The organism is Vibrio sp. Hep-1b-8 (assembly GCF_006124995.1).
GTDB lineage: Bacteria > Pseudomonadota > Gammaproteobacteria > Enterobacterales > Vibrionaceae > Vibrio.
In genome coordinates this window covers 14,114-39,134 of sequence record NZ_QEWN01000113.1, presented here as the reverse complement: position 1 = coordinate 39,134, position 25,021 = coordinate 14,114, and the positions used below count along the sequence as shown (strand labels likewise).

The window sequence follows — 25,021 nt, the reverse complement described above, 5'->3', positions numbered from 1 at the left end:
GTCGTGATAACGCAATGATCGACATAGCTTGTTAAGTGCCCTACTATTCGACGCAATACGAGTAACGACAAAGCAAAAGATTATGATTACCTTCTCTGGCATCCAGCTTCTTCGCGGTGGTAAACCACTTCTTGAACAAGCTTCAGCAACCATCCAGCCTGGCGATAAAGTCGGTTTGGTCGGAAAAAATGGTTGTGGTAAATCGACACTATTCGCCCTGATCAAGGATGAACTTTCTATTGATGCGGGTAACTTTAGCAAACCCGCACATTGGGAGATGGCTTGGGTAGCACAGGAAACCCCAGCGTTAGAGCGCAGCGCCATTGAATACGTCATTGATGGTGACCGAGAGTATCGCCGTCTAGAATCGGAGTTACTCGATGCTGAGCAAAAAGATCACGGCACATTGGTCGCTGAAATACATGGTCAAATAGAAACCATTGGCGGCTACAGCATTCGTGCTCGAGCAGCGGAGCTCCTTGATGGTCTTGGTTTTAGCCAGCAGCAAATGAGTTGGAACTTAACTCAGTTCTCCGGCGGCTGGCGTATGCGTCTTAACTTGGCACAAGCTCTTCTATGTCGCTCAGATCTACTGCTACTCGATGAGCCAACCAACCACTTAGACCTTGATGCGGTTATGTGGCTAGAACGCTGGCTACAAAATTACCCAGGTACGCTGGTTCTTATCTCTCACGACCGAGATTTCTTAGATCCTATCGTAGGTCGAATCATTCACGTCGAGAACCAAAGACTAAATGAGTACACGGGTAACTACTCATCATTTGAAGAGCAGCGTGCTCAAAAACTGATTCTGCAACAAGCTCAGTTTGAGAAACAGCAGAAGCAGATGTCCCACATGCAAAGCTACATTGACCGTTTCCGCTACAAAGCCTCGAAAGCGCGTCAAGCTCAAAGCCGAATCAAAGCGCTGGAGCGTATGGAGAAAGTTCTGCCCGCACAGTTGGATAACCCATTCAGTTTCCAGTTCCGCGATCCTGATGCACTTCCTAACCCAATCATCATGATGGACGAAGTCTCGGCGGGATATAGTGACAATCTGATTTTAGAAAAGATTCGCCTTAACTTGGTGCCTGGTAGTCGAATTGGCTTACTTGGACGTAATGGTGCGGGTAAATCGACCCTGATTAAGCTCCTTTCTCGAGAACTCAAACCTCAAGGTGGTGACTTAACCTACTCTCAAGGGGTTAAGATTGGCTACTTTGCGCAGCATCAGCTAGAAACTTTGCACCCAGAGGAAACCCCTCTGCAACACATGATGCAAATTGCGCCTGACAAAAACGAACTCGAGCTACGTAACTACCTCGGCAGTTTTGGCTTTCAGGGTGATAAAGCACTAGAAAAAGTAGCCCCCTTCTCTGGCGGTGAAAAAGCGCGTCTTGTTCTCGCTCTGATTGTTTGGCAAAAACCAAACCTTTTACTTCTCGATGAACCAACCAACCACCTCGATCTCGATATGCGTCAAGCCTTAACTATGGCGCTACAAACGTTTGAAGGCGCAATGGTCATTGTTTCCCACGACCGCTACTTACTTCGTGCGACAACAGACGATCTTTACTTGGTTCACGATCGCCAAGTGGCTCCATTTGATGGTGACCTAAACGATTACTACAAGTGGCTGACTGAACAACAAAAATCGGAACGCCGTGAAGCGCAAGCACAACAACCAGAGAAAAAGTCTGAAAACAGTGCGGCGGCGAAAAAAGACCAAAAACGCCGTGAAGCAGAATTTCGCAAACAGACTGCACCTATTCGCAAAAACCTGACAAAACTTGAAGAGAAAATGGATAAGTTGGGAGAAGCCTTAGCACAAGCAGAGGCCCAATTATCAGATAACTCACTTTATGACGCCGAAAATAAAGCTAAACTTAACCAAGTACTAGCGCTTCAAGCAGAAAGTAAAAGCTTGCTTGAAGAGGTCGAAATAGAGTGGATGGCTCTACAGGAAGAGCTAGAGCAGATGGAACAGGAGTTCAATAGTCAATGAGTTCAAAGCCCGCCTCAATTTCTCTAACACTCGAACGCTTATGGCAATTTAGCCTACAGTACTATAGCGTGCGAGAAGTAAAAGAGGCGTGCTTACATCTGCAAAACCAATTTAAAGGCAACGTTAACCTGCTGTTGTTACTCAAGTGGCTTGATGAACAGCAGGTCTGCTTTGGCGAAGAGGACTGGCATCGCGTAGAAGAGTGTTTAGGCCGTTCCGAAGCCTTACTTCTGAGCTATAGGGAGTTACGACGTAAGTTGAAGTTCCACCTACCTGACACTCTGTATCGCGAGTCACTCCAATTTGAGTTGCAACTTGAAAAGCAGCAACAATCCGATCTGGTTGACTGTATTAACACCATCGAATTGAGTACGAATCACGCAGAACCCCTGACCTTGCGCTACTGCCGTCAATTAGGTGGCGAACAACTCTATTCAGCCTTTGCCGACCCCATAGACAACATTGCCAACCTGTAGAGAGCCTTTATGACTCAATTTGTTGCTGCTAAAGGATTAACAAATCCTCACCTACAAACACTCGCACCGCGATTTATTCGGAAGAAAGCCTTATTTGAACCCGTCTGGCAAACTTTAGACACGCCTGATGGTGACTTTCTTGATATTGCTTGGAGTGAAAACGTCGATCAGCAGTCAAACACTAACAAGCCTATTTTTGTTCTTTTTCACGGCTTGGAAGGCTGTTTTTACAGTCCGTATGCGAATGGTCTAATGGATGCCTTCGCCAAACAAGGTTGGCTCTCTGTGATGATGCATTTTCGTGGCTGTAGTGGTAAGCCCAACAGACTCGCCCGCGCCTATCACTCCGGCGAGGTGGAAGACGCACGCTTTTTCTTAGAGCACCTCAACCAACGTTTCCCAACACAGACCAAGGTCGCGGTTGGCATTTCTTTGGGTGGAAATATGCTGGCCAACTATCTCGCTACCTACAACAGCCAGCCTTTACTCGATGCCGCAACCATTGTTTCTGCGCCACTCGACCTATCTGCCTGCTCAGAACGTATCGAGCAAGGCTTTTCCAAGTTGTACAAAAACTATTTGCTGTCATCGCTAAAGAAAAGCGCCTTACAAAAACACCATCTGTTAAAAGGCGAGTTGGGGTTAAGCTATCAGAATATCAAGCGTGTCACCAAATTGTACGAGTTCGATGACCTTATCACTGCACCTTTGCATGGTTTCAAAGATGCAGCCGACTATTATCACCAGTGCTCAGGGATACATCGACTCAAAGAAATCACGCTGCCAACACAGATCATCCACGCCAAGGATGACCCGTTCATGACCGAAGATGTCATCCCCAAATACGTGCTGCCCGATAACATCGACTATCGGCTGTTTGAACAAGGTGGCCATGTGGGATTTGTTACAGGTAGCGCACTCAAGCCAAGATTTTGGTTAGAAGAAGCTCTGCCTGCCTACTATGAAAGTCTTGCCGCTTCGGCATAATAGCGCGCACAATTCACCGAACATAAAATGAAGAGGTCTTTATGATCGTCCCATGGCAACAAATTGCACCGGAGACACTGGAGAATCTGATACGCGAGTTTATTCTTCGCGAAGGAACAGACTATGGTGATGTCGAGGTTTCACTACAAGACAAAGTTGACCAAATCCACTCTCAACTAGAGTCAGGGGAAGCTGTTGTGGTTTATTCAGAACTGCATGAAAGTGTCGATATCCAACTAAAGAACCGTTTTTGATTTAGAGAACTGCATACAGTCAATGTCTGCTAAAGCATGTTATAGTGGGCATTGATTCATGGAATGTAACTTACAGACAAGGTTTGTCATGTCCGCTAAACACCCTATTATTGCCGTGACTGGTTCATCTGGCGCTGGCACAACGACTACCTCGGAAGCCTTCCGCAAAATGTTCAATATGATGAACGTTAAAGCCGCGTGGGTCGAAGGGGATAGCTTCCACCGCTTTACTCGCCCTGAAATGGATGTCGAAATCCGTAAGGCTCGCGAGCAAGGCCGTCACATCAGTTACTTTGGCCCACAAGCGAACGACTTTGGTGGCCTAGCCGAGTTTTTCCGTAAATACGGACACGAAGGTAATGGTCAGGTACGTCGCTACCTCCATACGTTTGACGAGGCAGTACCTTATAACCAGATGCCCGGTACTTTTACGCCTTGGCAAGACCTACCAGAAAACTCCAATGTACTCTTTTATGAAGGGCTACACGGGGGGGTGGTAGATGGTGACGTTAACGTCGCACAACATGTCGACTTTCTGATAGGCATGGTGCCGATCGTCAACTTAGAATGGATTCAAAAGTTTGTTCGTGATACTCGCGATCGCGGTCATTCTCGTGAAGCCGTCATGGACTCAATAGTACGTTCAATGGACGACTATCTAAACTATATTACTCCACAGTTTTCCCGAACTCATATCAACTTTCAGCGCGTTCCGACCGTTGATACATCAAACCCTTTAAATGCGAAAGGGATACCGAGTTTGGACGAAAGTTTCGTCGTCATTCGACTTCGTGGTATCAAGAATGTCGATTTCCCATACCTACTGGCTATGATTGATGGTTCGTTTATGTCTCGCCACAACACCATTGTTGTACCAGGCGGAAAAATGAGTTTTGCGATGGAATTAATTGTTCGCCCTATCCTGCAACAATTGATAGAAACGGGCAAAATCGGTTAAGGCTCACAACTAGAACACGATTACTTTTCATACCGTGATCATGTGCACAGTTTTGCGTACCAAAAAGCCTGTTGTACCCGATTAAAATCAAGAAATCATGCCAGAAAAAGGATACTATTTGTAACCGACACATAAGTTGGCTTGCAGCATTTATAAAGTGCTCTTATCCTAGTAGGTCTTAATTAAGGCTTAGCTTAAACATGGAAAGCGGCAAGCGTACCCTGCAGAGGAAGTGAGATATTATGGTTCTAGGTAAACCTCAAACCGACCCAACATTAGAGTGGTTCCTTTCACATTGTCATATTCATAAGTACCCTTCAAAAAGCACGCTAATTCACGCGGGCGAGAAAGCGGAAACTTTGTACTACATTGTTAAAGGTTCTGTTGCGGTTCTTATCAAAGACGAAGAAGGTAAGGAGATGATCCTTTCTTACCTAAACCAAGGTGACTTCATCGGTGAACTTGGTCTATTCGAAGAAGACCAAGAGCGTACCGCATGGGTTCGAGCAAAATCTCCTTGTGAAGTTGCGGAAATCTCATTCAAGAAGTTCCGTCAGCTTATCCAAGTGAACCCAGATATCTTAATGCGCCTTTCAGCGCAGATGGCAAGTCGTCTACAAGTGACGAGCCAAAAAGTGGGCGACCTAGCATTCCTAGACGTAACGGGTCGTATTGCTCAAACGCTACTAAACCTAGCGAAGCAACCTGATGCAATGACTCACCCAGATGGCATGCAAATCAAGATCACTCGCCAAGAGATTGGTCAAATCGTTGGCTGTTCTCGCGAAACAGTTGGCCGTATCTTGAAGATGCTTGAAGAGCAGAACCTAATTTCTGCACACGGTAAAACAATCGTTGTTTACGGTACTCGTTAATTTCGATTAAGCACTAAATTATAAAAGCCACCAATGGAAACATTGGTGGCTTTTTGTTTTCGAGAATCGAGAAAATTATGGCTTATTGAGGACTAGTTTCGTCAACACCTTTAACCACAAAGCTGTTATCAACTTCTACCCGCCACTATCTTTCGAAGCCCCATCTCGGAACACATTGTTCTCGAAGGGCGCAGCCCGTTCTAAATGCTCGCAGGACGAAGTCCGGTCTCGACTCTCGCTTCTGCTCTTTACCCGTTAGTGCTTTCGAAGATCTTGTCAGCAGACGCTGCCACAAATCCTGGGTAAAGCTCGCCATTAGACATTGGGTAACGTTTAGCGAACTCGTAGAAGCCTCCAGGGATGATTTCACTGCCTTCAGTAAACTGAACCGGCACTTTATCAGCCATCGTTGAAGATTGCTCAAGCAACACTTCTGGCGTGCCTTTTACTTCGCCACCAAACTCATTGATAGTAAAGCCGGCAGAGCGCAGATGATCATTCACACCTTTCACTTCATCAAAAGCATTTAGCTGGTTCACACTTACGGTAAAGTGGTTTGCTCCGTAGCCATGTGCCGCTAACCAAGCCGCGTATTCGCTTTCTTTAGCCAGCGTCTGGTAATCCGCATGACTAATATCCCATAGTCGGCCACCATACAAGAACTCATGACCTTTTAGCTTATCGGTGTCTACTTGCTCGACTAGCTTGGTAACAATCGCTTGAAGTTCACTAGAACACTCATCAACTTTTAGTTCACTGATAAATACTTTTGGCTGTTTTGGATCGGGATGTTCAAAATGTTTCGCCGCGAGCTTTTTGCTTTCAAAAACGTAATCGCCACACGGCTTGTAGCCAGCATCTAGAAAAGGTTGTGCTAGAGTCGCGATACCTAACGGCTCAACGTTGAAAGTACGTAATGCAATATGGTCATTGATCAATGCTTCGTCTTCTTGCAGAAGTTGGTGTACTTTTTCAGCAGAGGGACACAAGCGTTGAATATAGTCATTCCATAACTGCTGGAATAAAACATCTGGCGTCATAACGCCTCCTTGTATAGGGGTTGTTTACGTTCAAAAATGCCTCCTGGCTCAGGGAGGCAAAAAGGGAAATATCTAATCGAACTTCACGCTCTACAGTTCAACACCTGGGCTTAATGTTTCAGGAAGAAGTGTCTCGCCACCTTCCATCGAAGCCATTGGGTACGCACAGTAATCCGCTGCATAGTAAGCACTTGGCCTTAGGTTGCCAGAAGCGCCTGGGCCACCGAACGGTGCATCACCACTTGCTCCAGTGAGCTGACGGTTACGGTTAACGATGCCTGCTCGAATATGGTCAACAAAGTAGTTCCACTCGCTATCGTCTGTCGAGACTAGGCCAGCAGATAACCCAAAGCGTGTGTCGTTGGCAAGTTCAACCGCTTTTTCAAGACCTTGGTAGCGTACGACCTGTAGCAGAGGGCCAAAGTACTCTTCATCAGGTAGCTCTGCAATCGCAGTAACGTCAATAATACCCGGAGTAACAAAGGCGGCTTCACCCGCTTTCGCTTCAACCAAACTGACACCACCCAGTGTTTGCAAGTTTGCCTGTGCAGCAAGGATAAAGTCTGCCGCTGCTTTAGAAATCTGCGGCCCCATGAATGGTGCAGGTTCTGCGAATGGCTGATCGACGCGAATCTTATTGGTCGCTTGTACAAGCTTATTGACCAATAGATCACCCTTCTCACCAACAGGAACATATAGGCGACGAGCACATGTACAACGCTGGCCAGCACTAATGAATGCAGATTGAATAATGGTATAAACCGTTGCGTCCAGATCACCGTAATTTTCAGAGATAACCATAGGGTTGTTACCCCCCATCTCTAGAGCCAGCATTTTGCCCGGCTGACCTGCGAACTGACGGTGAAGGATGTGACCAGTATTGGCACTGCCCGTAAAGAGAACGCCATCTAGCCCTTTAGAACTGGCTAGAGCGATACCTGTCTCTTTCGCACCTTGGACAAGGTTGATGACACCTTTTGGCAAGCCAACCTGATCCCACAGCTTCATGGCAAATTCACCCGTAAATGGCGTCTGCTCAGAAGGTTTGAATACAACTGTATTACCTGCAAGCAATGCAGGCACGATGTGACCATTTGGAAGATGACCTGGGAAGTTGTATGGACCAAACACAGCCATCACGCCTAGTGGACGGTGACGCAAAACAATTTGGTTACCCGCAGCTTCACGCTGTGCTTTGCCAGTACGCTCATGATAAGCACGGATCGAAATTGCGATCTTGCCAGCCATTGCTGCTGCTTCAGTACGAGTTTCCCAAATTGGTTTACCCGTTTCTTTCGCGATAATCTGCGCGATTTCTTCGCTGTTCTCTTTTACCTTTTCGGCAAAAGCGAGTACGAAGGCTTCACGTTCTTCAAAACTTAGTTTTTTCCAGCCAACAAATGCATTACGCGCGGCAGAAACCGCCTGTTCAACTTGCTCTGGCGTTGCACTCTCGCCCTGCCAGATTACTTCATTGTTGTAAGGGCTGGTTGAGTTCATTGACTCACCCAGACCTGCTACCCACTCTCCGGCAATCCAATGTGTCATAATATGTTCCTTCAGATTCTGCGTAATATCTGGCTCTATTACTGAGCCAACATGCGAACGAATTCGCCTTCACCAACTCTCAGCGCGTGCGCCACTTCTGGAGAAAGAATAACTGTCTCTGAAGCTTGGTCATAAGCGGCTTTCGTTGCCGTCGCGCGGAAATCTTCAAACGAAGTGTTTGAGATTAAGTAGTCTTGAGAACTTGAGTGTTCCGCGATCGTCACTTTGGCTCGGAAAGAGTGACGCACCGATTCAATATTGCGCACATCACACTCTACCGTCGGGCCGCCATCGAAGATGTCGACGTAGTTACGGCAAGTAAAGCCCTCTTTCTCTAATAAGCGTAAAGCGGGTTTAGTATTTTCGTGTACTTGACCAATCACTGCCTGTGCTTCTTTACTTAGCAAGTTGATATAGATTGGTAGTTTAGGCATTAGGTCAGCGATAAAGCCTTTCTTACCTATACCTGTAAGGTAGTCCGCCATTGTGAAGTCAATGGAGAAGAAATGTTCTTGTAGCCATTGCCAGAATGGTGAGTTGCCTTCTGCATCTGAGACGCCGCGCATTTCAGCAAATACCGTTTTCGAGAAACGGTGTGGATGCTCAGCCATCATTAAAAAACGACATTTAGACATTAAACGACCATTCAAACCACGACGGAAGTCTGGGCGTAAGAACAGAGTACAGATCTCGCTACAACCCGTGTAGTTGTTACCAAATGTCAGCAGCTTCACGACGTTGTTTACGCCTAGCTTAGCTGATGCGTGAACGATGGTACTAATATGGTATGAGTAAAAAGGAACATCCCAACCGATGGACGCTTCGATACCTGTACAACCAGCAACTTCGCCAGTCTCACTATCAAAGCCAACCATTAGATAACCTTCGTCACCCGGTGAGGTTACGTCAGGCTTAGTAAAGCTGTACTCTGAATGAGTAATTCTGTTTTTTAACAGTTCTTCGTTAATTGGTAGAGATGTGAATCCGTGACCAGATTCCACTGCGCACGTGTGCAGCGCATCGTAGTCCGACATTGCGATAGGGCGAACAACCAGCATCGATACTCCCTCCTGATGCAAGTAACTTAAGTTTCGAGTCGAAAAGTAGCGAGTAACGAGACTAGAAACCGCTATCTCGCTACTCGTAACTCGACGCTTTTATTCTTATTTAACTAGCGTCGCTAGAGCTTTATCCAGTCTTGCTAGACCTTCTTCAATTTCTTCTTTAGTGATGACTAGTGATGGGGTGAAGCGAACAACGTTTGTTCCTGCTACCAGCACCATTAGACCTTCTTTGCCCGCCGCAACAAGTACGTCACGAGCTCGACCTTGCCACTCATCATTCAATGCTGCACCAAGCAGCAGACCTTTACCACGAACTTCAGAGAACATGTTGTACTTGTCGTTCAGTTTCGCTAGTCCTTCACGGAACAAAACTTCACGCTCTGCAACACCCGCTAATGTTTCTGGTGCGCTCACCACATCCACGACGGCTTCAGCAACGGCACACGCTAATGGGTTACCGCCATATGTAGAACCATGAGTACCCACTTTCAGATGTTGAGCTAGCTCTGTCGTCGTTAGCATTGCGCCGATAGGGAAACCGCCACCAAGTGACTTCGCTGTGCTCAGGATATCTGGCGTTACGCCTAGACCTTGGTATGCGTAGAAATGACCGGTACGGCCATTACCTGTTTGTACTTCATCGAAAATAAGTAGAGCATTGTGTTTATCACACAATTCACGAACCGTTTGAACAAATTCATCGGTTGGAGAGATGATGCCACCTTCGCCTTGCAGTGGCTCCATCATGATTGCACACGTACGATCTGAGATATGCTCACGTAGAGCTTCTACATCATTGTATGGTAGGTGTGTAACATCGCCTGGTTTAGGACCAAAACCGTCCGAGTATGCCGCTTGACCACCCACAGTTACCGTAAAGAATGTACGACCGTGGAAGCCTTGTTTGAAGGCGATAATTTCTGATTTTTCTGGACCAAACTTATCTGCTGCGTAACGACGGGCAAGCTTCAGAGCTGCTTCGTTGGCTTCTGCGCCAGAGTTCGCGAAGAATACTTTTTCCGCAAAGCTCACCTCTGTTAGCTTTTTCGCTAAACGCAGAGCTGGCTCATTAGTCATAACATTACTTAAGTGCCAAATCTTCTGAGCTTGATCAGTCAGTGCATTGACCATCGCTGGGTGACAATGACCTAAGCAGCTCACGGCAATACCACCCGCAAAGTCGATATATTCTGTGCCTTGCTGATCCCAAACTCGAGCACCCTCGCCTTTGACTGGAATCATTTCCATTGGGTTATAACAAGGTACCATTACCTCATCAAACAAACCGCGTTCTACTTTATTTTGTTCAGTCATTGCACATTCCCTCTAGATACCGCATGCATAGCGAATATGGTGTCCTTACTTCCAATCAATGAAATAAGATATTGTTTTGCCATTAAGCAATCACGGCATTGTATTTACATTTAATTAACCATTTCAATAGTGATTTATTCTTTTTAGCACCCGATACGGAGCCCAATACTCATCACCTCTGAGTATTTATGCATCACGCTGCGACTTTTATGAAGCAATATATTCTTATAGGTGCGATAAGCTATGGTTAATCATAGTTCGGATAAGGGGTCTAACGTAGGCGAGGTAAAGATCACGCATACTTTTTCACATAATATTCGCGATGGGAAATATGAAAGAAATGTTAAGAAAAGTGATCTAAGTCCGGCTTTGTCTGGATAAGATAAAGAGAAATAGAGCGTTTAAATCGGTTTTCGAGCGAGAAAGTTAGCCAAGATCTGGTGTCCCTGCTCCGTTTTAATCGACTCAGGGTGAAACTGAACTGCATCAATCGGTAAAGACTTGTGCTGGTAACCCATGATCTCATCCATTGAACCGTCTTCGAACTCGGTCCAAGCGGTCAGCTCAAAACAGTCAGGTAACGTTCCGTTTTTCACCACCAATGAATGGTATCGAGTGACCGTCAGCGGATTATTCAAGCCAGCAAAGACACTGCGATCATTATGGCGAATTGGCGAGGTTTTACCATGCATCACCTGACGCGCTCGCACAACTTCACCACCAAACACTTGCGCAATCGCCTGATGCCCCAAGCAAACACCTAGAATCGGTAGCTTGGTTGAAAAGTGTTTGATCGCATCTAAAGAGATACCCGCCTCATTGGGAGTACAAGGCCCTGGAGATATAACCAAATGAGTCGGGGCTAAGGCTTCAATTTCATCAAGGGTGATTTCATCATTGCGCACAACTTTAACCTCTGCACCCAGTTCACAGAAGTACTGGTAAAGGTTGTAAGTAAAAGAGTCGTAATTATCGATAATCAGCAGCATGACTTCAGGACTAGCGTTGACAAATTTAGTGGTTAAGGGCGGGTATTGTGCAATATGAGGAAAGAAAGGCAAGCGTTATCATAAAGGTAATTTCCGACTCAACTACCAATGAAACGTAAAAGCCCCGACAAGTTGATATGATTCTTATGATGAAAAACGTAGCACAGATTAACCGAGCAGTGTACGTGTCATTTTTTATAAAGTATTGATACAAAGGAAGTTTAATTGCGACACATGTGACATCTATTCAATTGATTTTATATCCAAACTATAGATATAAAAGCGCAAGCTAGGTAACCTTTGAGCCACTCATAAACGATTCAATAGGGCATGACGTGGGGTATAAGACCGTTGAACTTATCCATTTGATGGCGCACGAATTTCAGCAAGTGGAAGGGGGTTTTGACTCCTTGTCTGAAAGTGAACTCAAAGAGGTGACCCCATCTGGCATGGGATATGAGCGATTTATTGAGCAATTACAGCAAGGCCATTTTCTGCTACTCAATGATTCTCCGCGAGTTCCGCTGTTGATAAAAGAGAGCGATGGCTTAGATCATTCAGATTGGGAGTTAAATCCCCATGTTCGCGACAACCTCGACCCATTGGCACAAAAGGCACTATTAACTCGCACACAGATGAGCGGGAGTGGGAGTGCATCAAGCACCACTCACACTACAAGCCTACACCCGCCACTTCCCATGCCCCCTTACGTCCCTGAGCCGGTTCGTACTCATAATCCCGATGCGCCGCCAAAGGAAAAATACGAGTACAATTTCGATATCGCGTGCTCCGCTGATGCCTTTCAGCGCAATGTTGGTTGTTCGTTTGTTTTAGCCCAAACGACAAACGAAGTGTTACTAGGGCGCTGGCGTGAAACCAAAATCAAAGAAGGGACACGCTACACCCTATTCACCGCGTTTGATGAGCCTAAAAAATTGGTCGGAGAAGTGGCATCAAAGTCGTTAGGTCTCTCGCCTCGTCAGCCAGTAAAAGTCAGACCGATAGGCAGTGGCGTAGCGCAAGAGGGCTTTATTCCCGTTTTTCCCGCTGTGCAGCTCGGCGAGCGGCTAGGCTTTCCCACTCACGGTTTTTACTACCACTTTCATAACGACAAACTTATCCAAGAGTACCGTATTCTCGGTGATAAAAACTGGGGCTTTTATGCCACTCACTCAATGCATCACCGCCTTGATCCCGAAAGAGGCTATAACCAGAACCAAAACGCGATATTGGTGTTGTGGAAACTCGGTGGCAAAGTGGTCGAGGGGCAACATCTTGTTTATTTAGAGAGACAAATTACCCGTGATGAACTGGATAATTTGAGCGAGGAGTGGTTGAACGAGCATGGGGTGAAATTAGATGTGCCTCAGTTACTTGAGGCAACAAAACAACCCATCATTAAACGAGCTGAATCAGAGAAACCCGCCGAACCCCAACCTCAGCCCGTTAAGCATATTGTTCAAACTGATCTCGAAACGGGTATGCGAGAAACGTGGATGAAGATTGCCAAGCAGTATGGTCTAGCGCCAAAAGCGTTGTTGGAACTTAATCCACAGTACGATGCCGACCCGATGTCTCTATCGGTAGGGGATTCTCTGAATGTAGAAAAACAGCAACCGCTAAGCATTGAAAAAGAGCCTGTTTACGAGATACCACCGGAGAGCCCCAAGCGATTTAATCAACCTTTAAACACTTTCTATAACTACACAGAGCGATGTTTAGTTGATACGTCGATAGTCTCAATTAATAACGAAAGGTTGGTCGAAAAAGACATCCCTGTGGTAAATATCAAAACAGTCTCTGACGTTGCGACAGAATTTGAACTTGGTTTTACCCAAGTAGATCAAACCCAACCTCTAGAGGATTTTTGGTCAAGCTTTTTCTCTTCAGATACAAGCGAAGATACTCAAAAACTATTAAAAAAATACAACGCACACTTGAACAACCCTGTACGGCAAGGGGAGATTGTAGTTGTCCCGACCAAAGAGCCGATTAATGAAGAGCAGACAAGTAAACTTGATGCTCTTATAGAGGAAGCGAAAACAGCCAGTGTTGAGTTAGCGAAACTGACTGAGGAACAAGTTGCTACCGTTTATCGCCATTTTGAAGTGCTAGATTATTATTCTGATGAAACAATTAAAAAAGTCGGCTCAGATGGCCTTCCAGGTGACTTATACGCTTATGCTTCATTGGGAGTCGGTGCTATAGCCACAGGTGTTGAGCGACATTTAAAAAACATCAATGGTGTGCTTCTTGAAATTAACCACCTTTACGTCTCTCAAGTTGCGATGGCAAGCCGTGTTGGTGGTGTTAACTATGGTTCTTTTGTCGCAGAACGTGCTGCGCTATTCAAAAAGCTAGATGGTAGCTTTGCTGCATTATCGAAACGTTCTGTTCAAATTCCTATTTACACTCAGATTAGACGTAACTTAAAACTCTCTACTCATTCTATTATCCATAATGCTGATGAAATTATTGCAAAAGGTATGGTACCGAATTTAGGTAAGCGTATAGCGAACGTGGCGATTGGTATCGCGACATCTCGTGGAGTCGGCTACGTAGGGCTAGTGCTTGGTGCAGCAAGTGGTACGAAGAATATTTATGAAGCCTGTTCTATCGATGGTTCAGGAGAATGCGGCAAAGTGACGGCTCGTGAAATAACAGGATTTATTGGTGGTATCGGTGGGGGGATTGCTGGTGGAAATATCGCTGCTGGCGGAACTGTTTTGGTGTTGGGTATTGTAGGAGTTACCTCTGCGCCTGTGTTAGCAATTGCTTCAATTGGTGCTTTTGTTGCAGGCGGTGCGGTTGGTGGAATTGGAGGTTCGACTATAGGTAAAACCATCGGTGATGGTTTTTACTTCTTGTATGAGAAGAGTATTGAGCTATCTGAATATATTGAAGAAGAGTTACTATGAGTTGGTATGAGATTATTGCGATTGTTTTAGGTATGACTTTTGGTGGATATTTAGTTCTTTGGTCTATCCCTGGTGCAATTATGCTCTCTATGGTTTCATTAGGTGATATTGAAAAAATTGTATTTATTGATAAGCAGGTAGCTAAGGATTTAGATAAATATTACGACGACCAAGGGTATATGAAATGGAACTATCAAATGTCCTACGCAATTGGAACTCGATTGATGGGTTACTGGCTTGCCTATCCTTTTATCAGGCATAGAGTGACCACTAAATCTAAAAAATTCAGACTGTTTATGTGGGTTAATTGTATTGGCATATGGAGCTTTTTTATCACTCCATGCTTTACCCTATTGGTGGAATGGCTGGAGACTATAGGTTAATCATTCACTGAAGCTGTACACCGATGAAAGTGGCAAGCAACAAGTCGTTGGTATAAAAACGGGGGAAGGAAGTGCATACGGTGATCGCGTGGCGAAGCATGAGGCGGTGCAGCAAGGGCAACACTTTATTGCTGAGTTGGATAATGGTATCACTATTACTTGGACACCTGACGGCTCAACCGATGTACTCACACCTGATACCGTCCTCCCCGAGAATGACCAACTGGATGTTCACAATATCTTGGTTCACCCAATTGAAGAGCACGAGCAAGAAATTGGCACGGTTCTCTACCCAGAAGAAGATCTAGCCGAATATATTGTCACCTTCCCTGCGGATGCTGGGTTGCCTCCTCTTTACCTGATGTTCCAAAAAGCGGCGCGTGATGAGTCTGGGGTGGTAACGGGAAAAGGAAAAGACGTCAAGTGGGAGGATGGTTATTGGCTTGGGAAAGCTACAGATTCTGGGCAAGGGCAGTACATACCAACCAAAATTGCGGACTACATGTAAGTACCGACTTCTTGCTATTTGAAGAACATGAACGTAGCCCTGGTGACGATCTTGCCTTACAGCTAGAAGCGATCAGTCAGATGCCTGAAGGTGAGCAGATGGTGATACAGGAAGTGTTGGAAAGTCTGATAATTAAGTATCAGTCCAGAAGATGGAATTCGGGAAGGCAAGCAGCTAAGAGATAAAAGAAAGCCCGCATTAGCGGGCTTCCAAGTATTACTTGTTCAATTTAATCAAGAACTTGCTAAATTTTCGTGTTGCGTGTTCATCTCCCGACAAGCCCATTGCATCAGTTTCAACCGACCACAAAAAATTGAAAACTTCTTCTTCAGAGCTTCCATCTTTCAAAAGCTTATATAGATTGGGTAAATAACCATCATATTCCCCCATTTCTTCTGAATAAGAACAAACCCCAATAGGATCCCACTTTTTATGGACAGCCTCGCGAAGAAGGTTATAAAAATCTAAATCTATATTTGATGTCATCACTTAAGCCCAGTAATTACCGTCACAACGTTTCCTGTTTCAGAATTCGTTACAACCCTCACTTTGTTAGCCGTATCAGTAAATACTGCTGTATTTGGTTTATTACCAGCAGACTGAGTACCATTTTTCAACGCATTTTCAACAACTGAAGGGGTATAACCTCTCTCTTGCATCCTATCAATAGCATGACCACTATAATTCCGGCCATTGATAGTCTCTGGGGGATTTCTAGGCTTTGGTGCATTAGGGTTAGGGAAGTTATTTTGTTGACCGGCTCGACCAACAGGTATCCTAGCTGATTTACCTTCCCCCTTTGTAACAATTATTTAATAGCTAAAGTTACTTTCTCACCACTAATATCATAACTATTCGTAAACGAACTACTCTCCTCAAAATCATTCCATTCGATCAATACAAATAACTTACCATCACTCACATCAAGATCTAAAACCTCTCCATCAGGTGCCTTCATCGTAATCACATCTGATGATATTTTATCGATTTTTACCATAGATACATTTTCTACGACTAACCTAGCATCAGCTTTAGCATCATTACAATTAACATCTTCAAGAACCAAGACTACCTCTGAACCCTCAAAGGTAAATCCAGTTACTGTAGACTCGTGAAAGTTAACGCCTTGCATGTTTTAATCTCCCGGCAGTAAATGAGAAGCATCGCAACCACGAGCACATGGATTCCCATTCTTATCTAAATACTGATTTTGCTTACCTGTCGCATCAGGGTTATAACGATGATAATGATCCTTACCTTCAAAACCATTCGCACCTTGCTTACCTTGATCAAACCTTAACTTGTCACCTGCATCTGAATTCTCAAAAGTTCTATGCCCGCGCTTCGCAGCATCTGGGTGACTTGTCTCTTTATACCCTCGCTTTAACAAATCGTTGGGATTTTCAGGAAGTCCTTTCTTTGTAACAGCCTTACTAACCCCTTTGCCAAGAGGCGTTCTCTTAGCAAAAGCACCACCTACTGCAACCACCTTCTCAGCAATAGTCGCATTCGCATCTAGAACCGTTTCCGCCGCATCAACAAAGTCTTCAACTCCGATTAGCGAGTCCATTGTATCACGTAAAGCCTCATTTCTAACCTCTTGATCCATCTCTCCAGCTAAGTCTTCATTACCCCACTGATATTTTTGGGATGGCGGCTCTATTGTAGGCCCAACTTTCGGCTTTACTGTAGGCTCAACTTTGGGCTCTCCTACTTCCTTAGGTTTGTTCGTACCACCAGTACCTGGGTTACGTTCAGGATCTCTGTCACGACCTGGATTTCTGTTGCTATTGGAGGCGACTATATGATTTTGTGGGGATCCCTCAGTGCCTGTCCTTATTAGACCCATATCCAATTGTGAAACTTCTATATCACTCATTGCTTTACCCTATTGGTGAAATGGCTAGAGACTATAGGTTAATCATTCACTGAAGCTGTACACAAATGAAAATGGCAAGCAACAAATCGTTGGTATAAAAACGGGCGAAGGAAGCGCGTACGGTGATCGCGTGGCGAAGCGTGAGGCAGTGCAGCAAGGGCAACACTTTATTGCTGAGTTGGATAATGGTATCACCATTACCTGGACACCTGACGGCTCAACCGATGTACTCACACCTGATACCGTCCTCCCCGAGAATGGCCAACTGGATGATTATGGCTTCAGCACAACTGTGGAACAGCCAAATGACACCCGAAGACAAGCAGCTTTATAAGGAACTAGGCCAGCGGATCGCTCAAACACGTAAGGCATTAGGATTGACTCAGACTCAGGTTGCTGAGCAGTTGGGGATTTCACAGCAGACGCTTGCTCACTATGAAGTTGGGCGGCTAAGGATAGCGGTATCGACACTGGTGCCGCTGGCAGAGATCTTACATAGCTCAGTAGACGAACTGCTACACGGTAAAGAAGCGGCTAAGGGAAGTAATAAACGCGGGCCTGCGTCGAAACTGCAACAGCAGATCGAACAGGTAAGGCTACTGCCAAGGGCAAAACAGCAGTTTGTGATGGAAATGCTAGATACGGTGCTCCAACAAGCAGCGCATTAAAAAGCCCGCAGAAGCGGGCTTAGATTTATTTTATTCTTGATCCATCAACTGACGATAATTGTTGAACAGTGCAGAAGCTTCTGAATCATCTTCTATAAGACGCTCATAAAAGAAGGAATCTTTAGCCCACTCTTCAAATACAAGTGATGATAAAACCTCTCTATCTTCCTGTGCTACCGCTGATAGTTTCCAATACGACGATAAACGATCATCTGATACATTGAAAAACTCAGCAGCAAAAGGTTTAGGATATTCATCATACTCTTCAACGCAGATATAGTACCAAGGGCTGTTATCCCAAAATACCACGCCATAAACCGTATATTCCTTGCCTATATCAAGATCTACTTCTCCTTCGGGCATAGAGATATACTTCTTTAAACGCTTCAACACATTTTCATCAGAGAACGAGTTCAAGTTATTCACTTTACATACAACTTTCATAATCACTTCTTAAAATTAGTAAGTACCTTTCCTGGGATCAGAAACTCTTTCAATATTATTCAAGCCATCAGTATTGTGCTTTTTAAATTTGAAGTCCATTAAGTTGCCGGTGTTTGGATCACGCACATAGTGAACAACTGAATCATTACCGTTCGCAGACTTAACCTTCAGCTCCATCTTCTCCATTCCCTTGAACTTAGGATCATTCAAGCTTTTGATAATGACATTACCTTGACCTTCCTGAGCTGCTTTCAATGTCATTTGATCTTGGATGCTTTTCGGGGTTCTACTCCATTTGTCTGCACTGTTTGTAACAGCCTTACTAACCACTTTGCCAAGAGGCGTTCTCTTAGCAAAAGCACCACCTACTGCAACCACCTTATCAGCAATAGTCGCATTCGCATCTAGAACCGTTTCCGCCGCATCAACAAAGTCTTCAACTCCAGTCAGCGAGTTCATTGTACCACGTAAAGCCTCATTTCTAACCTCTTGATCCATCTCTCCAGCTAAGTCTTCATTACCCCACTGATATTTTTGGGATGGCGGCTCTACTGTAGGCTCAACTTTCGGCACTTCTTCCTCTTTTACCTTAGGTTTGGTGCGAGGCGGAGTTGCTGGAGTGTTGCGATTTCTATCCCTATCCCTATCCCAACGTCCTGTAACCCTCCCGCCACGATCACGCATCGTACCATCGGTATTACAACTTCCTCCCTCCCAGAAGTACCCTGTAGGATCCGTATACTTGAGCGGATTATTCATCACATAAGCATAACGGTTAAAGCTATTTGTGACATACGGCGCTTGAATGATGGGATCGGGGCTAATAAATCGACCTAGCTCCTGATCGTAGACACGACCATTCATATGCACTAAGTCAACCTCGACTATTTCTTCATGCCCTGTATATCCTCGGTTTGTGATTGCGGCTTGTACCACATCTAATGGACCATCTTCACGCCAGAGGACATTACGCTTTTTACCCCAAGTATCATAACTACGACGCTCTACGACTAAACCATAACCATCGGTGATCATGTCTACTGAATTCAGCGCGTCGTAATGCAGATAACGTACTTGTTTATCTTTAAGGCTATTGTCTGCCTCTTTTGTCTGTGTATTCAGAGCAATGAGCTTACCGTCGGCATAAATAAAGTGTTTATGCTGCACGATGCCTGTATTGGTGTCGGTTACACGCTCATAGGTTTTTCCAAAGTAGAAGGTTTCGATTCCATCACTGTTCTTTTTCAGATAACGGTTATGGTTAGCATCATAATAGAATTCGACGCTCTTGCCGTTACGGGTGATTTTGCTCGGCTTGTTAAATTCAGTCCATTCGAGTTCACGCTCATTCTCGGTACTGTTATCCGCTCGTGCACGTAGCATATTACCGTTAGCATCATACTGGTAATTTAAACCATTGGCTTTGGTTACCGCATGCGGCCCAGCTTGTTGAGCGCTATAAACATAGTCACCAATACCGGTCTTAAATATCAAGTTACCCAAGTTATCGTATTGATAATTAAATGTACCAGCAAAGTCTGGACTGCCCACTCCATATTCGGCGGGGTTCGATAGTGACACACGGTTACTGCTCACACGATCCAAAGCATCATATTGCCATGTATCTGTAATTCCAAGCTGATCATCATAACGATAAGTCACGTTGTTGTGGCTATCGTAGCGGTATTGAATCGAACGCAAATTACGCCCTTTTGCCTTGCTACCAGATAAATGAGGATCAAATAGAACATTAGCCTTATGTGTGGTTATGAAGCTAGGGCGCGCAGTATTAGCATCGTAGTTATAAGTGTTAACTAGACCATTGCCTAAAGTTTCAGACAAAGTGTGGTCATAAGCATCCGTTTCACGTCGCTGCCAATAGTAGATATATGCAGGGTTGTTTATTGATTCCTCTAACTCTGACTGAGTGAGGATAAGGGCCAAATGATCAGCCTGACTTGATTCTTGAGTATTCTGGCACCTAGAACGTTGATTATAATCTAACTGATTACCACCAAGTTGGTTAGCGTATTCGCAGTACACACCACTTAGATCTGCTACTTTTAAAGCCAAACCAAACAAATCATAAGCTAAATCACGATAACTCTTATAACGCGAATTAGCTATACTTTCTGCCTCAGCCAAATCATTTGAAGTAAAACTTAGCTCGCTTTTTGTTTGATCATCAACGAAACCTTCGCTAGTACTAACTAGATGGTGATTAACAAAATAACCGTATCGATCTTCAACCAATAACAGCTCATCGAAACGAGTGAATGACTTAGAGGCAAACTCTTCTTTCGAAGCTGGCCTTATAACTGAATAATCCGCGACATAGATAAATCTATATATCTTATCTTGTGAAATCAACTTGAGTGGAATTGAAACATCGCCTGCTATCACGGCCCATTTTATTGGCCGCAAGTAACATTCAAACTGATCGGTGCAATAAAGTTTGAAGCGATCACCATCACGTTGCATTGCCAATAAAACTTCATTTACTATGTAGTACCGCCTAATATTTTTAGTAAAGTACCGTACTCCTACTGATTCATAAAAGATTCTTTGATTAAGGTAGCGCTCTGCTTTAGCTAAATACTCGCTGGCCAAAGCAACCGCTTGATCAAGAAGCTGTCTGATACCTTCACGGAAACTCGCACTAGTAAAAACGTCATCCGCATAGTTTTTCGGGCTACGAACAGCAGATATATAACCATTTGGATTATATACATACTCAATAGCCAACCTCTGACCACTATTGATGTTAGCTACTTGCGCCACAGACCCAGCTAAAGAGGTAACTATTCCATTAGGACGTACCTCTCGAGAAATTCGCTCATACATGTCGTAAAAGTAGTTAGTGCTGAATTTTTCGTTGTTGACTTCTACAGCAATTTCTTCGGTTAAACCAGATTCGTTGTAGTAATAATCGGTTTCACTACCGTTTCCAGAAAAACCTGATAACGTTCCTAGTGCACCACGTTCGTCATATCGCCAACTTGAAACTTTGCCGTCTACCGTCTGACTTATCTTACGGCCCAAAAGATCGTACTCAATAGTTGTTACCGTACCTTTTGCATCACGCTTATAGATCAACTCACCCGCTGCGTTGTAAGTGTATGACCATTGGCCGACATCCGGGTCATTAAGGTAGCTACGATGCCCTAAATTATCGTATCGAATTTGTGTTGTGTTGCCATTTGAATCGATAGTCGATCTAAGCTTCCCATCAGGGTAATACTGATACGTTTGATAAGCTCCGAGCGGTTCATCTTTACGCAGTATGTAGCCCATAACGTTGGTCACTGTGCTACGAATAAATCCTCGAGCATCGGTAACACTAGTCGTGTAACCTTCATAAGCAGTTGTAAAGTTTGCGATTCCACCATCACTGGTAGGCTCTTGCTTGGTTACCTCACGATCTAAGGCGTCATAAGTAAACCTGACAGAAGGAGCCATTGTATACCCCCGTGGGTCAAAAAAGTGTGGCCGAGTCACACTGAGTTTACGCCCATTGCGGTCCCAAGTGGTATCAACCACAATTAACTGACCATCAAAACTAGTACGAAACCTACGCACCTCTCTACCTGCATAATCGAAGTACAATCTCACTTCGCCTCCAGATGCAGAATTGATCGTCACACAGCTAACACTCTTACTTGAAGAGCGCTCATCCTGCCCCCTACACTGTGAACCAAGCCGATATTGAGTAGTTTTGATGTTGTCCACTCCTGGTAGAGTTTCACTAATTACACGCCCAAAAGAATCATAGTCAAAACTTGTAGTCCTATTTTTTAGCGCACTAACTGATTCTATTAGCTTTCCTCGTACGTTAAACTTGCTAGTGGTCGTATGCCCTAACGCATTTGTCGATGTGGTTATATATAAACCTTGATTGTCATACTGAGTAGTCGAAGTTCGCGCAGGAAGATCTGTGCCCTCAATAGTTTGTGATACAATATTTCCCCACTGGTCATAGCTATAACGATTGGTAATAGTTTTACCCCTAGTAGAAATATCATCAGTGCGCTCGTAGTCTGAACTCATCTCCGTGCTTTGAGTTAAATAACCGCGACTATCATAATTGTAGGTATTATTAACGTGACGAGTAAGATTGGTCGTATTATCTGTGAGAGTTGAGATCAAATTTATCGCTGCGCCGATTTTCCAAAAATTGTCGCCTGATTCGCTAAAATTAGTTGAAAGATAATCAGACTTTTTAGTGGAGGTAAACTGACCAGCTCCTTCTATATCACTGGATACGACCGATGTTTCACTAAGTACGTTACCAAAACGATCTAATTCACGCGTTGTAGTTTCTATTCTTTCGGCAACATCACTGCCTAACCCAAATTTAATATCAACAACTTGTTCAGGGTAAACTTGATAATAATTAGCACTGTAGCCTTCACGCGTATGCTGTTTATACTGATAGTTTACCTCTGAAACTTTCTTACCGTTTTTTTGTACTTCAACAGCTAATGGTCGACCAGCCACTTCAAGCCGATCTTGCTCAAACGTAGTTTTAGTTACAGTAACCACGTCAGCATTTTCGGTTTCTGTAATAGTTTTAAAACCTAAAAAACCACCTCCTCTAAGATGCTTTTTGGCCTCTTCATAGCGATAAGTATAAGTTGTAGGCATGTAGCCCTTAGGGGATTTAATAACACTAGATACTAAATAACGATTTGGCGTAACCACTTTATATGGATAGGAAACAACCCCTTGCCCTGGTTCAGTATAAGGCACTGCTGTTGCTATATCTGAGCTAGATACATGTGTAGAATAAACCCCCGTAGAAGCATGCAGGTAAGTCACTGTATAATCGATACCTACTTCAGAAAACGTGATTATTTTGTCCTGCTCTTGAGCTGTAGAATACCGAATCCGTGCTTTAACATTTTTTCCATTTTCACGAGTAATAACATCAACCCATCCATCACCGTTAACATCTTGCACTGAGTATATTTTTGCTCCTGCATCAAGGAATATACTATTTGAGAAACTATTGTTTCGATTGTTTTTGTAAAAATAACGACCATAGCCTAACTCCGGATACCCATCATTGTTTAAATCAGCAAAGTAAACATCACTTTGATGAGACACACTGTGATTAATAAAGATTGGAGGATTAAATGTTATTCCGTTAAACAAGTGGACATAAAGGTTTCCTTGAGCATTAGAAGACCCCATAACAGCATCCAGATAACCATCATTGTTGATATCAGTAAAAGACTTTAAAATGCGGCCACCAGCAGATGGAAGAGTCAACCAAGACCCCTGCTGACTAATTCGGTAACGGTAGTTACCACCAGGAATATCAAACTTATGTAAATCATCGATACCATCACCATTGATATCAATACTAGAATAGCCTGTTATACGTTCTTCATCGCCATCACCATCAAAATCACCGTAATTAACTCCATTAGAACCATATTTACAGCTATTACCAGAACAAGAGTTGAATTGACAATAAGTACCATATTGGCCATTACCTTGACTATAAGCTCTTGCTGTATTGATAGGGCAGATATTTAATGCAATGGAGGGGGAGGTTATACTCCCATGTACACTGAATGACCTAATATTTGGTCGAACGCGACCATTTAGATCTAATACAGACATTATGTTATTAGAATTACGACTGACTTCCCCATAAGCAATCGCAAAACCTGAACCATTAGTTTCTATATATCTTGGGTTTGTTAAACCTGTATTGTTGGACCCTTGCAGTTCTACCACATCGCGTTCATTCCATTCAAAGCGGATATCGCTAGAACATAGTCCATTAGTACAATAGTCGACGCTGGAAAGTCGGCTTCTAGAAGTGGCACTAGAGAGTTGATAAGTTAGTCTATAATTACCAATATTATTGTCTACACTATCAAATACCTTTATTTCTTTGAGTCTCTCTGTTTTTCTAAGTAACTTACCTTCAAGGTACTGAAACGTGCTATCTCCTCGAACTTCGTAAACAAAATCGACTTTACCTCCAACGTAAATTATTTGCGTGAGTTTATGTATACCCGATGCATTTTCTTCGTTATAGATAAAGTTAATATGATTGGACTTACTTGTATCAGTGATTGTGTTTAGCGCCCACTTGTAGATATCCGCTCGTAGAGGTAACTCTACACGTGAATCTTGAGTAACACCGTACTCATAAACTGAACCATTTTTATACCAAACCTTAAAACTCTCAGGACCACTGCCTGCTTGCCCAAAGGAAACAACCTTTGCATAGCCATTATTTTCAACTCGATACTCAGTTAAGTTACCTCCATCACGTCCGGAAATAGCGACTAATCTCTGTCCATCTAGACAATATCGGTCATTGTTATCAAAGTTAATCCCACCCCAAGCACCATCTTTATAAATGTTTTTTCCACAGCGTGCTATTGACGACAATCCACCTAGACTCCAACCTACTCCCAATATGCCATTAGGTGAGTCACTTCGATACTCTATACTCAATGAAGGCTGATGCCCTGCGCGCCCAGGTGGAACAGATATAGGTAACGAGTAACTCGCCTGACCACCAGAGACCGAAAAACTCCCCGATAGCTCGATGCTTTTACCTCCATCAGCAGTCAGTGAAAATACTGAATTGGAGTAAAACGACGAAAGTAATAAAAACGATAGCACTGTAAAGTATTCAGATATACGAGCTAGTTTCATACTGACCACCACTATTTAAAATACCAATGA

Annotated in this window: 20 protein-coding genes and 2 pseudogenes; 12 read left to right on the top strand and 10 right to left on the bottom strand. The window is 44.0% G+C overall.

The genetic code is table 11. The features are described from left to right. Positions 1 to 82: 82 nt before the first annotated feature. The 6 genes from DA100_RS14340 to crp all read left to right on the top strand — a co-directional run bounded on the left by DA100_RS14340 (position 83) and on the right by crp (position 5,555). The gene (locus DA100_RS14340) at positions 83 to 2,005 is read left to right on the top strand and encodes an ABC transporter ATP-binding protein (RefSeq protein WP_138972767.1); all 1,923 of its coding nucleotides are present in this window, start codon (positions 83 to 85) and stop codon (positions 2,003 to 2,005) included. Beyond that, a complete protein-coding gene (locus tag DA100_RS14335; protein WP_138972766.1) occupies positions 2,002 to 2,481 on the top strand; it encodes a TIGR02444 family protein in 480 nt (159 codons plus the stop codon). Before DA100_RS14340 ends, DA100_RS14335 begins: the two co-directional genes overlap by 4 nt. Before the next feature lie 9 nt (positions 2,482 to 2,490). Then, positions 2,491 to 3,468 (top strand): hydrolase, encoded by a 978-nt coding sequence (locus tag DA100_RS14330; RefSeq protein ID WP_138972765.1) that lies wholly within the window; start codon positions 2,491 to 2,493, stop codon positions 3,466 to 3,468. Positions 3,469 to 3,509: 41 nt separating this feature from the next. After that, positions 3,510 to 3,722 carry a YheU family protein gene (locus tag DA100_RS14325; protein WP_138972764.1) on the top strand — a complete coding sequence of 71 codons (213 nt, stop codon included), beginning with the start codon at positions 3,510 to 3,512 and terminating at the stop codon, positions 3,720 to 3,722. 88 nt (positions 3,723 to 3,810) lie between these two features. Next, positions 3,811 to 4,680 (top strand): phosphoribulokinase, encoded by an 870-nt coding sequence (locus DA100_RS14320; RefSeq protein WP_138972814.1) that lies wholly within the window; start codon positions 3,811 to 3,813, stop codon positions 4,678 to 4,680. 242 nt (positions 4,681 to 4,922) lie between these two features. Next, complete coding sequence (crp, locus tag DA100_RS14315) at positions 4,923 to 5,555, top strand: cAMP-activated global transcriptional regulator CRP (protein ID WP_004410522.1); 633 nt, start codon at positions 4,923 to 4,925, stop codon at positions 5,553 to 5,555. A 248-nt stretch (positions 5,556 to 5,803) separates the two neighbouring features. On the opposite strand, the gene DA100_RS14310 is transcribed toward crp, so the two are convergent. The 5 genes from DA100_RS14310 to DA100_RS14290 all read right to left on the bottom strand — a co-directional run bounded on the left by DA100_RS14310 (position 5,804) and on the right by DA100_RS14290 (position 11,510). Further along, positions 5,804 to 6,595 carry a DUF1338 domain-containing protein gene (locus DA100_RS14310; protein ID WP_138972763.1) on the bottom strand — a complete coding sequence of 264 codons (792 nt, stop codon included), beginning with the start codon at positions 6,593 to 6,595 and terminating at the stop codon, positions 5,804 to 5,806. 90 nt (positions 6,596 to 6,685) lie between these two features. Further along, positions 6,686 to 8,143: a succinylglutamate-semialdehyde dehydrogenase gene (gene astD, locus DA100_RS14305; protein ID WP_138972762.1), complete on the bottom strand. Its 1,458-nt coding sequence runs from the start codon at positions 8,141 to 8,143 to the stop codon at positions 6,686 to 6,688. Positions 8,144 to 8,181: 38 nt separating this feature from the next. Continuing rightward, entirely contained in the window at positions 8,182 to 9,201 is a 1,020-nt protein-coding gene (gene astA / locus DA100_RS14300) for an arginine N-succinyltransferase (RefSeq protein ID WP_138972761.1), read from the bottom strand. Between the two features lie 105 nt (positions 9,202 to 9,306). After that, the gene (locus DA100_RS14295) at positions 9,307 to 10,521 is read right to left on the bottom strand and encodes an aspartate aminotransferase family protein (RefSeq protein ID WP_138972760.1); all 1,215 of its coding nucleotides are present in this window, start codon (positions 10,519 to 10,521) and stop codon (positions 9,307 to 9,309) included. 401 nt (positions 10,522 to 10,922) lie between these two features. Beyond that, positions 10,923 to 11,510, bottom strand: coding sequence for an aminodeoxychorismate/anthranilate synthase component II (locus DA100_RS14290; RefSeq protein ID WP_138972813.1), 588 nt, complete (start codon positions 11,508 to 11,510; stop codon positions 10,923 to 10,925). A 335-nt stretch (positions 11,511 to 11,845) separates the two neighbouring features. Here DA100_RS14290 and DA100_RS14285 point away from each other — a divergent pair, with 335 nt between their 5' ends. The 4 genes and pseudogenes from DA100_RS14285 to DA100_RS14270 all read left to right on the top strand — a co-directional run bounded on the left by DA100_RS14285 (position 11,846) and on the right by DA100_RS14270 (position 15,504). Then, complete coding sequence (locus DA100_RS14285; RefSeq protein WP_240800931.1) at positions 11,846 to 14,428, top strand: hypothetical protein; 2,583 nt, start codon at positions 11,846 to 11,848, stop codon at positions 14,426 to 14,428. Continuing rightward, the gene (locus tag DA100_RS14280) at positions 14,425 to 14,811 is read left to right on the top strand and encodes a hypothetical protein (RefSeq protein WP_138972759.1); all 387 of its coding nucleotides are present in this window, start codon (positions 14,425 to 14,427) and stop codon (positions 14,809 to 14,811) included. Before DA100_RS14285 ends, DA100_RS14280 begins: the two co-directional genes overlap by 4 nt. Positions 14,812 to 14,824: 13 nt before the next feature. After that, positions 14,825 to 15,190, top strand: a pseudogene (locus DA100_RS14275) (S-type pyocin domain-containing protein); the annotation flags it as partial. 140 nt (positions 15,191 to 15,330) lie between these two features. Then, positions 15,331 to 15,504, top strand: a complete 174-nt coding sequence (locus DA100_RS14270) for a hypothetical protein (RefSeq protein ID WP_206208573.1) — start codon at positions 15,331 to 15,333, stop codon at positions 15,502 to 15,504. 31 nt (positions 15,505 to 15,535) lie between these two features. Here the strand turns inward: DA100_RS14270 and DA100_RS14265 are convergent, their stop codons facing one another. The 3 genes from DA100_RS14265 to DA100_RS14250 form a co-directional block, all read right to left on the bottom strand. After that, complete coding sequence (locus tag DA100_RS14265) at positions 15,536 to 15,805, bottom strand: hypothetical protein (RefSeq protein WP_138972758.1); 270 nt, start codon at positions 15,803 to 15,805, stop codon at positions 15,536 to 15,538. Positions 15,806 to 16,127: 322 nt separating this feature from the next. Next, positions 16,128 to 16,451: a hypothetical protein gene (locus DA100_RS14255; protein ID WP_138972756.1), complete on the bottom strand. Its 324-nt coding sequence runs from the start codon at positions 16,449 to 16,451 to the stop codon at positions 16,128 to 16,130. Between the two features lie 3 nt (positions 16,452 to 16,454). Further along, positions 16,455 to 17,198, bottom strand: a complete 744-nt coding sequence (locus DA100_RS14250) for a hypothetical protein (RefSeq protein WP_138972755.1) — start codon at positions 17,196 to 17,198, stop codon at positions 16,455 to 16,457. 55 nt (positions 17,199 to 17,253) lie between these two features. Between DA100_RS14250 and DA100_RS14245 the strand changes: the two are divergent. Together DA100_RS14245 and DA100_RS14240 are read left to right on the top strand one after the other, a co-directional pair. After that, a pseudogene (locus tag DA100_RS14245) lies at positions 17,254 to 17,469 on the top strand (S-type pyocin domain-containing protein); the annotation flags it as partial. A gap of 34 nt (positions 17,470 to 17,503) precedes the next feature. Further along, positions 17,504 to 17,866, top strand: coding sequence for a helix-turn-helix transcriptional regulator (locus DA100_RS14240; RefSeq protein ID WP_240800930.1), 363 nt, complete (start codon positions 17,504 to 17,506; stop codon positions 17,864 to 17,866). 30 nt (positions 17,867 to 17,896) lie between these two features. Here the strand turns inward: DA100_RS14240 and DA100_RS14235 are convergent, their stop codons facing one another. Both DA100_RS14235 and DA100_RS14230 read right to left on the bottom strand, forming a co-directional pair. Further along, on the bottom strand, positions 17,897 to 18,310 hold the full coding sequence (locus DA100_RS14235) for a hypothetical protein (protein ID WP_138972754.1): 414 nt from the start codon (positions 18,308 to 18,310) through the stop codon (positions 17,897 to 17,899). Between the two features lie 15 nt (positions 18,311 to 18,325). Continuing rightward, positions 18,326 to 24,991 carry an RHS repeat-associated core domain-containing protein gene (locus DA100_RS14230; RefSeq protein ID WP_138972753.1) on the bottom strand — a complete coding sequence of 2,222 codons (6,666 nt, stop codon included), beginning with the start codon at positions 24,989 to 24,991 and terminating at the stop codon, positions 18,326 to 18,328. Between the last annotated feature and the right edge of the window lie 30 nt (positions 24,992 to 25,021).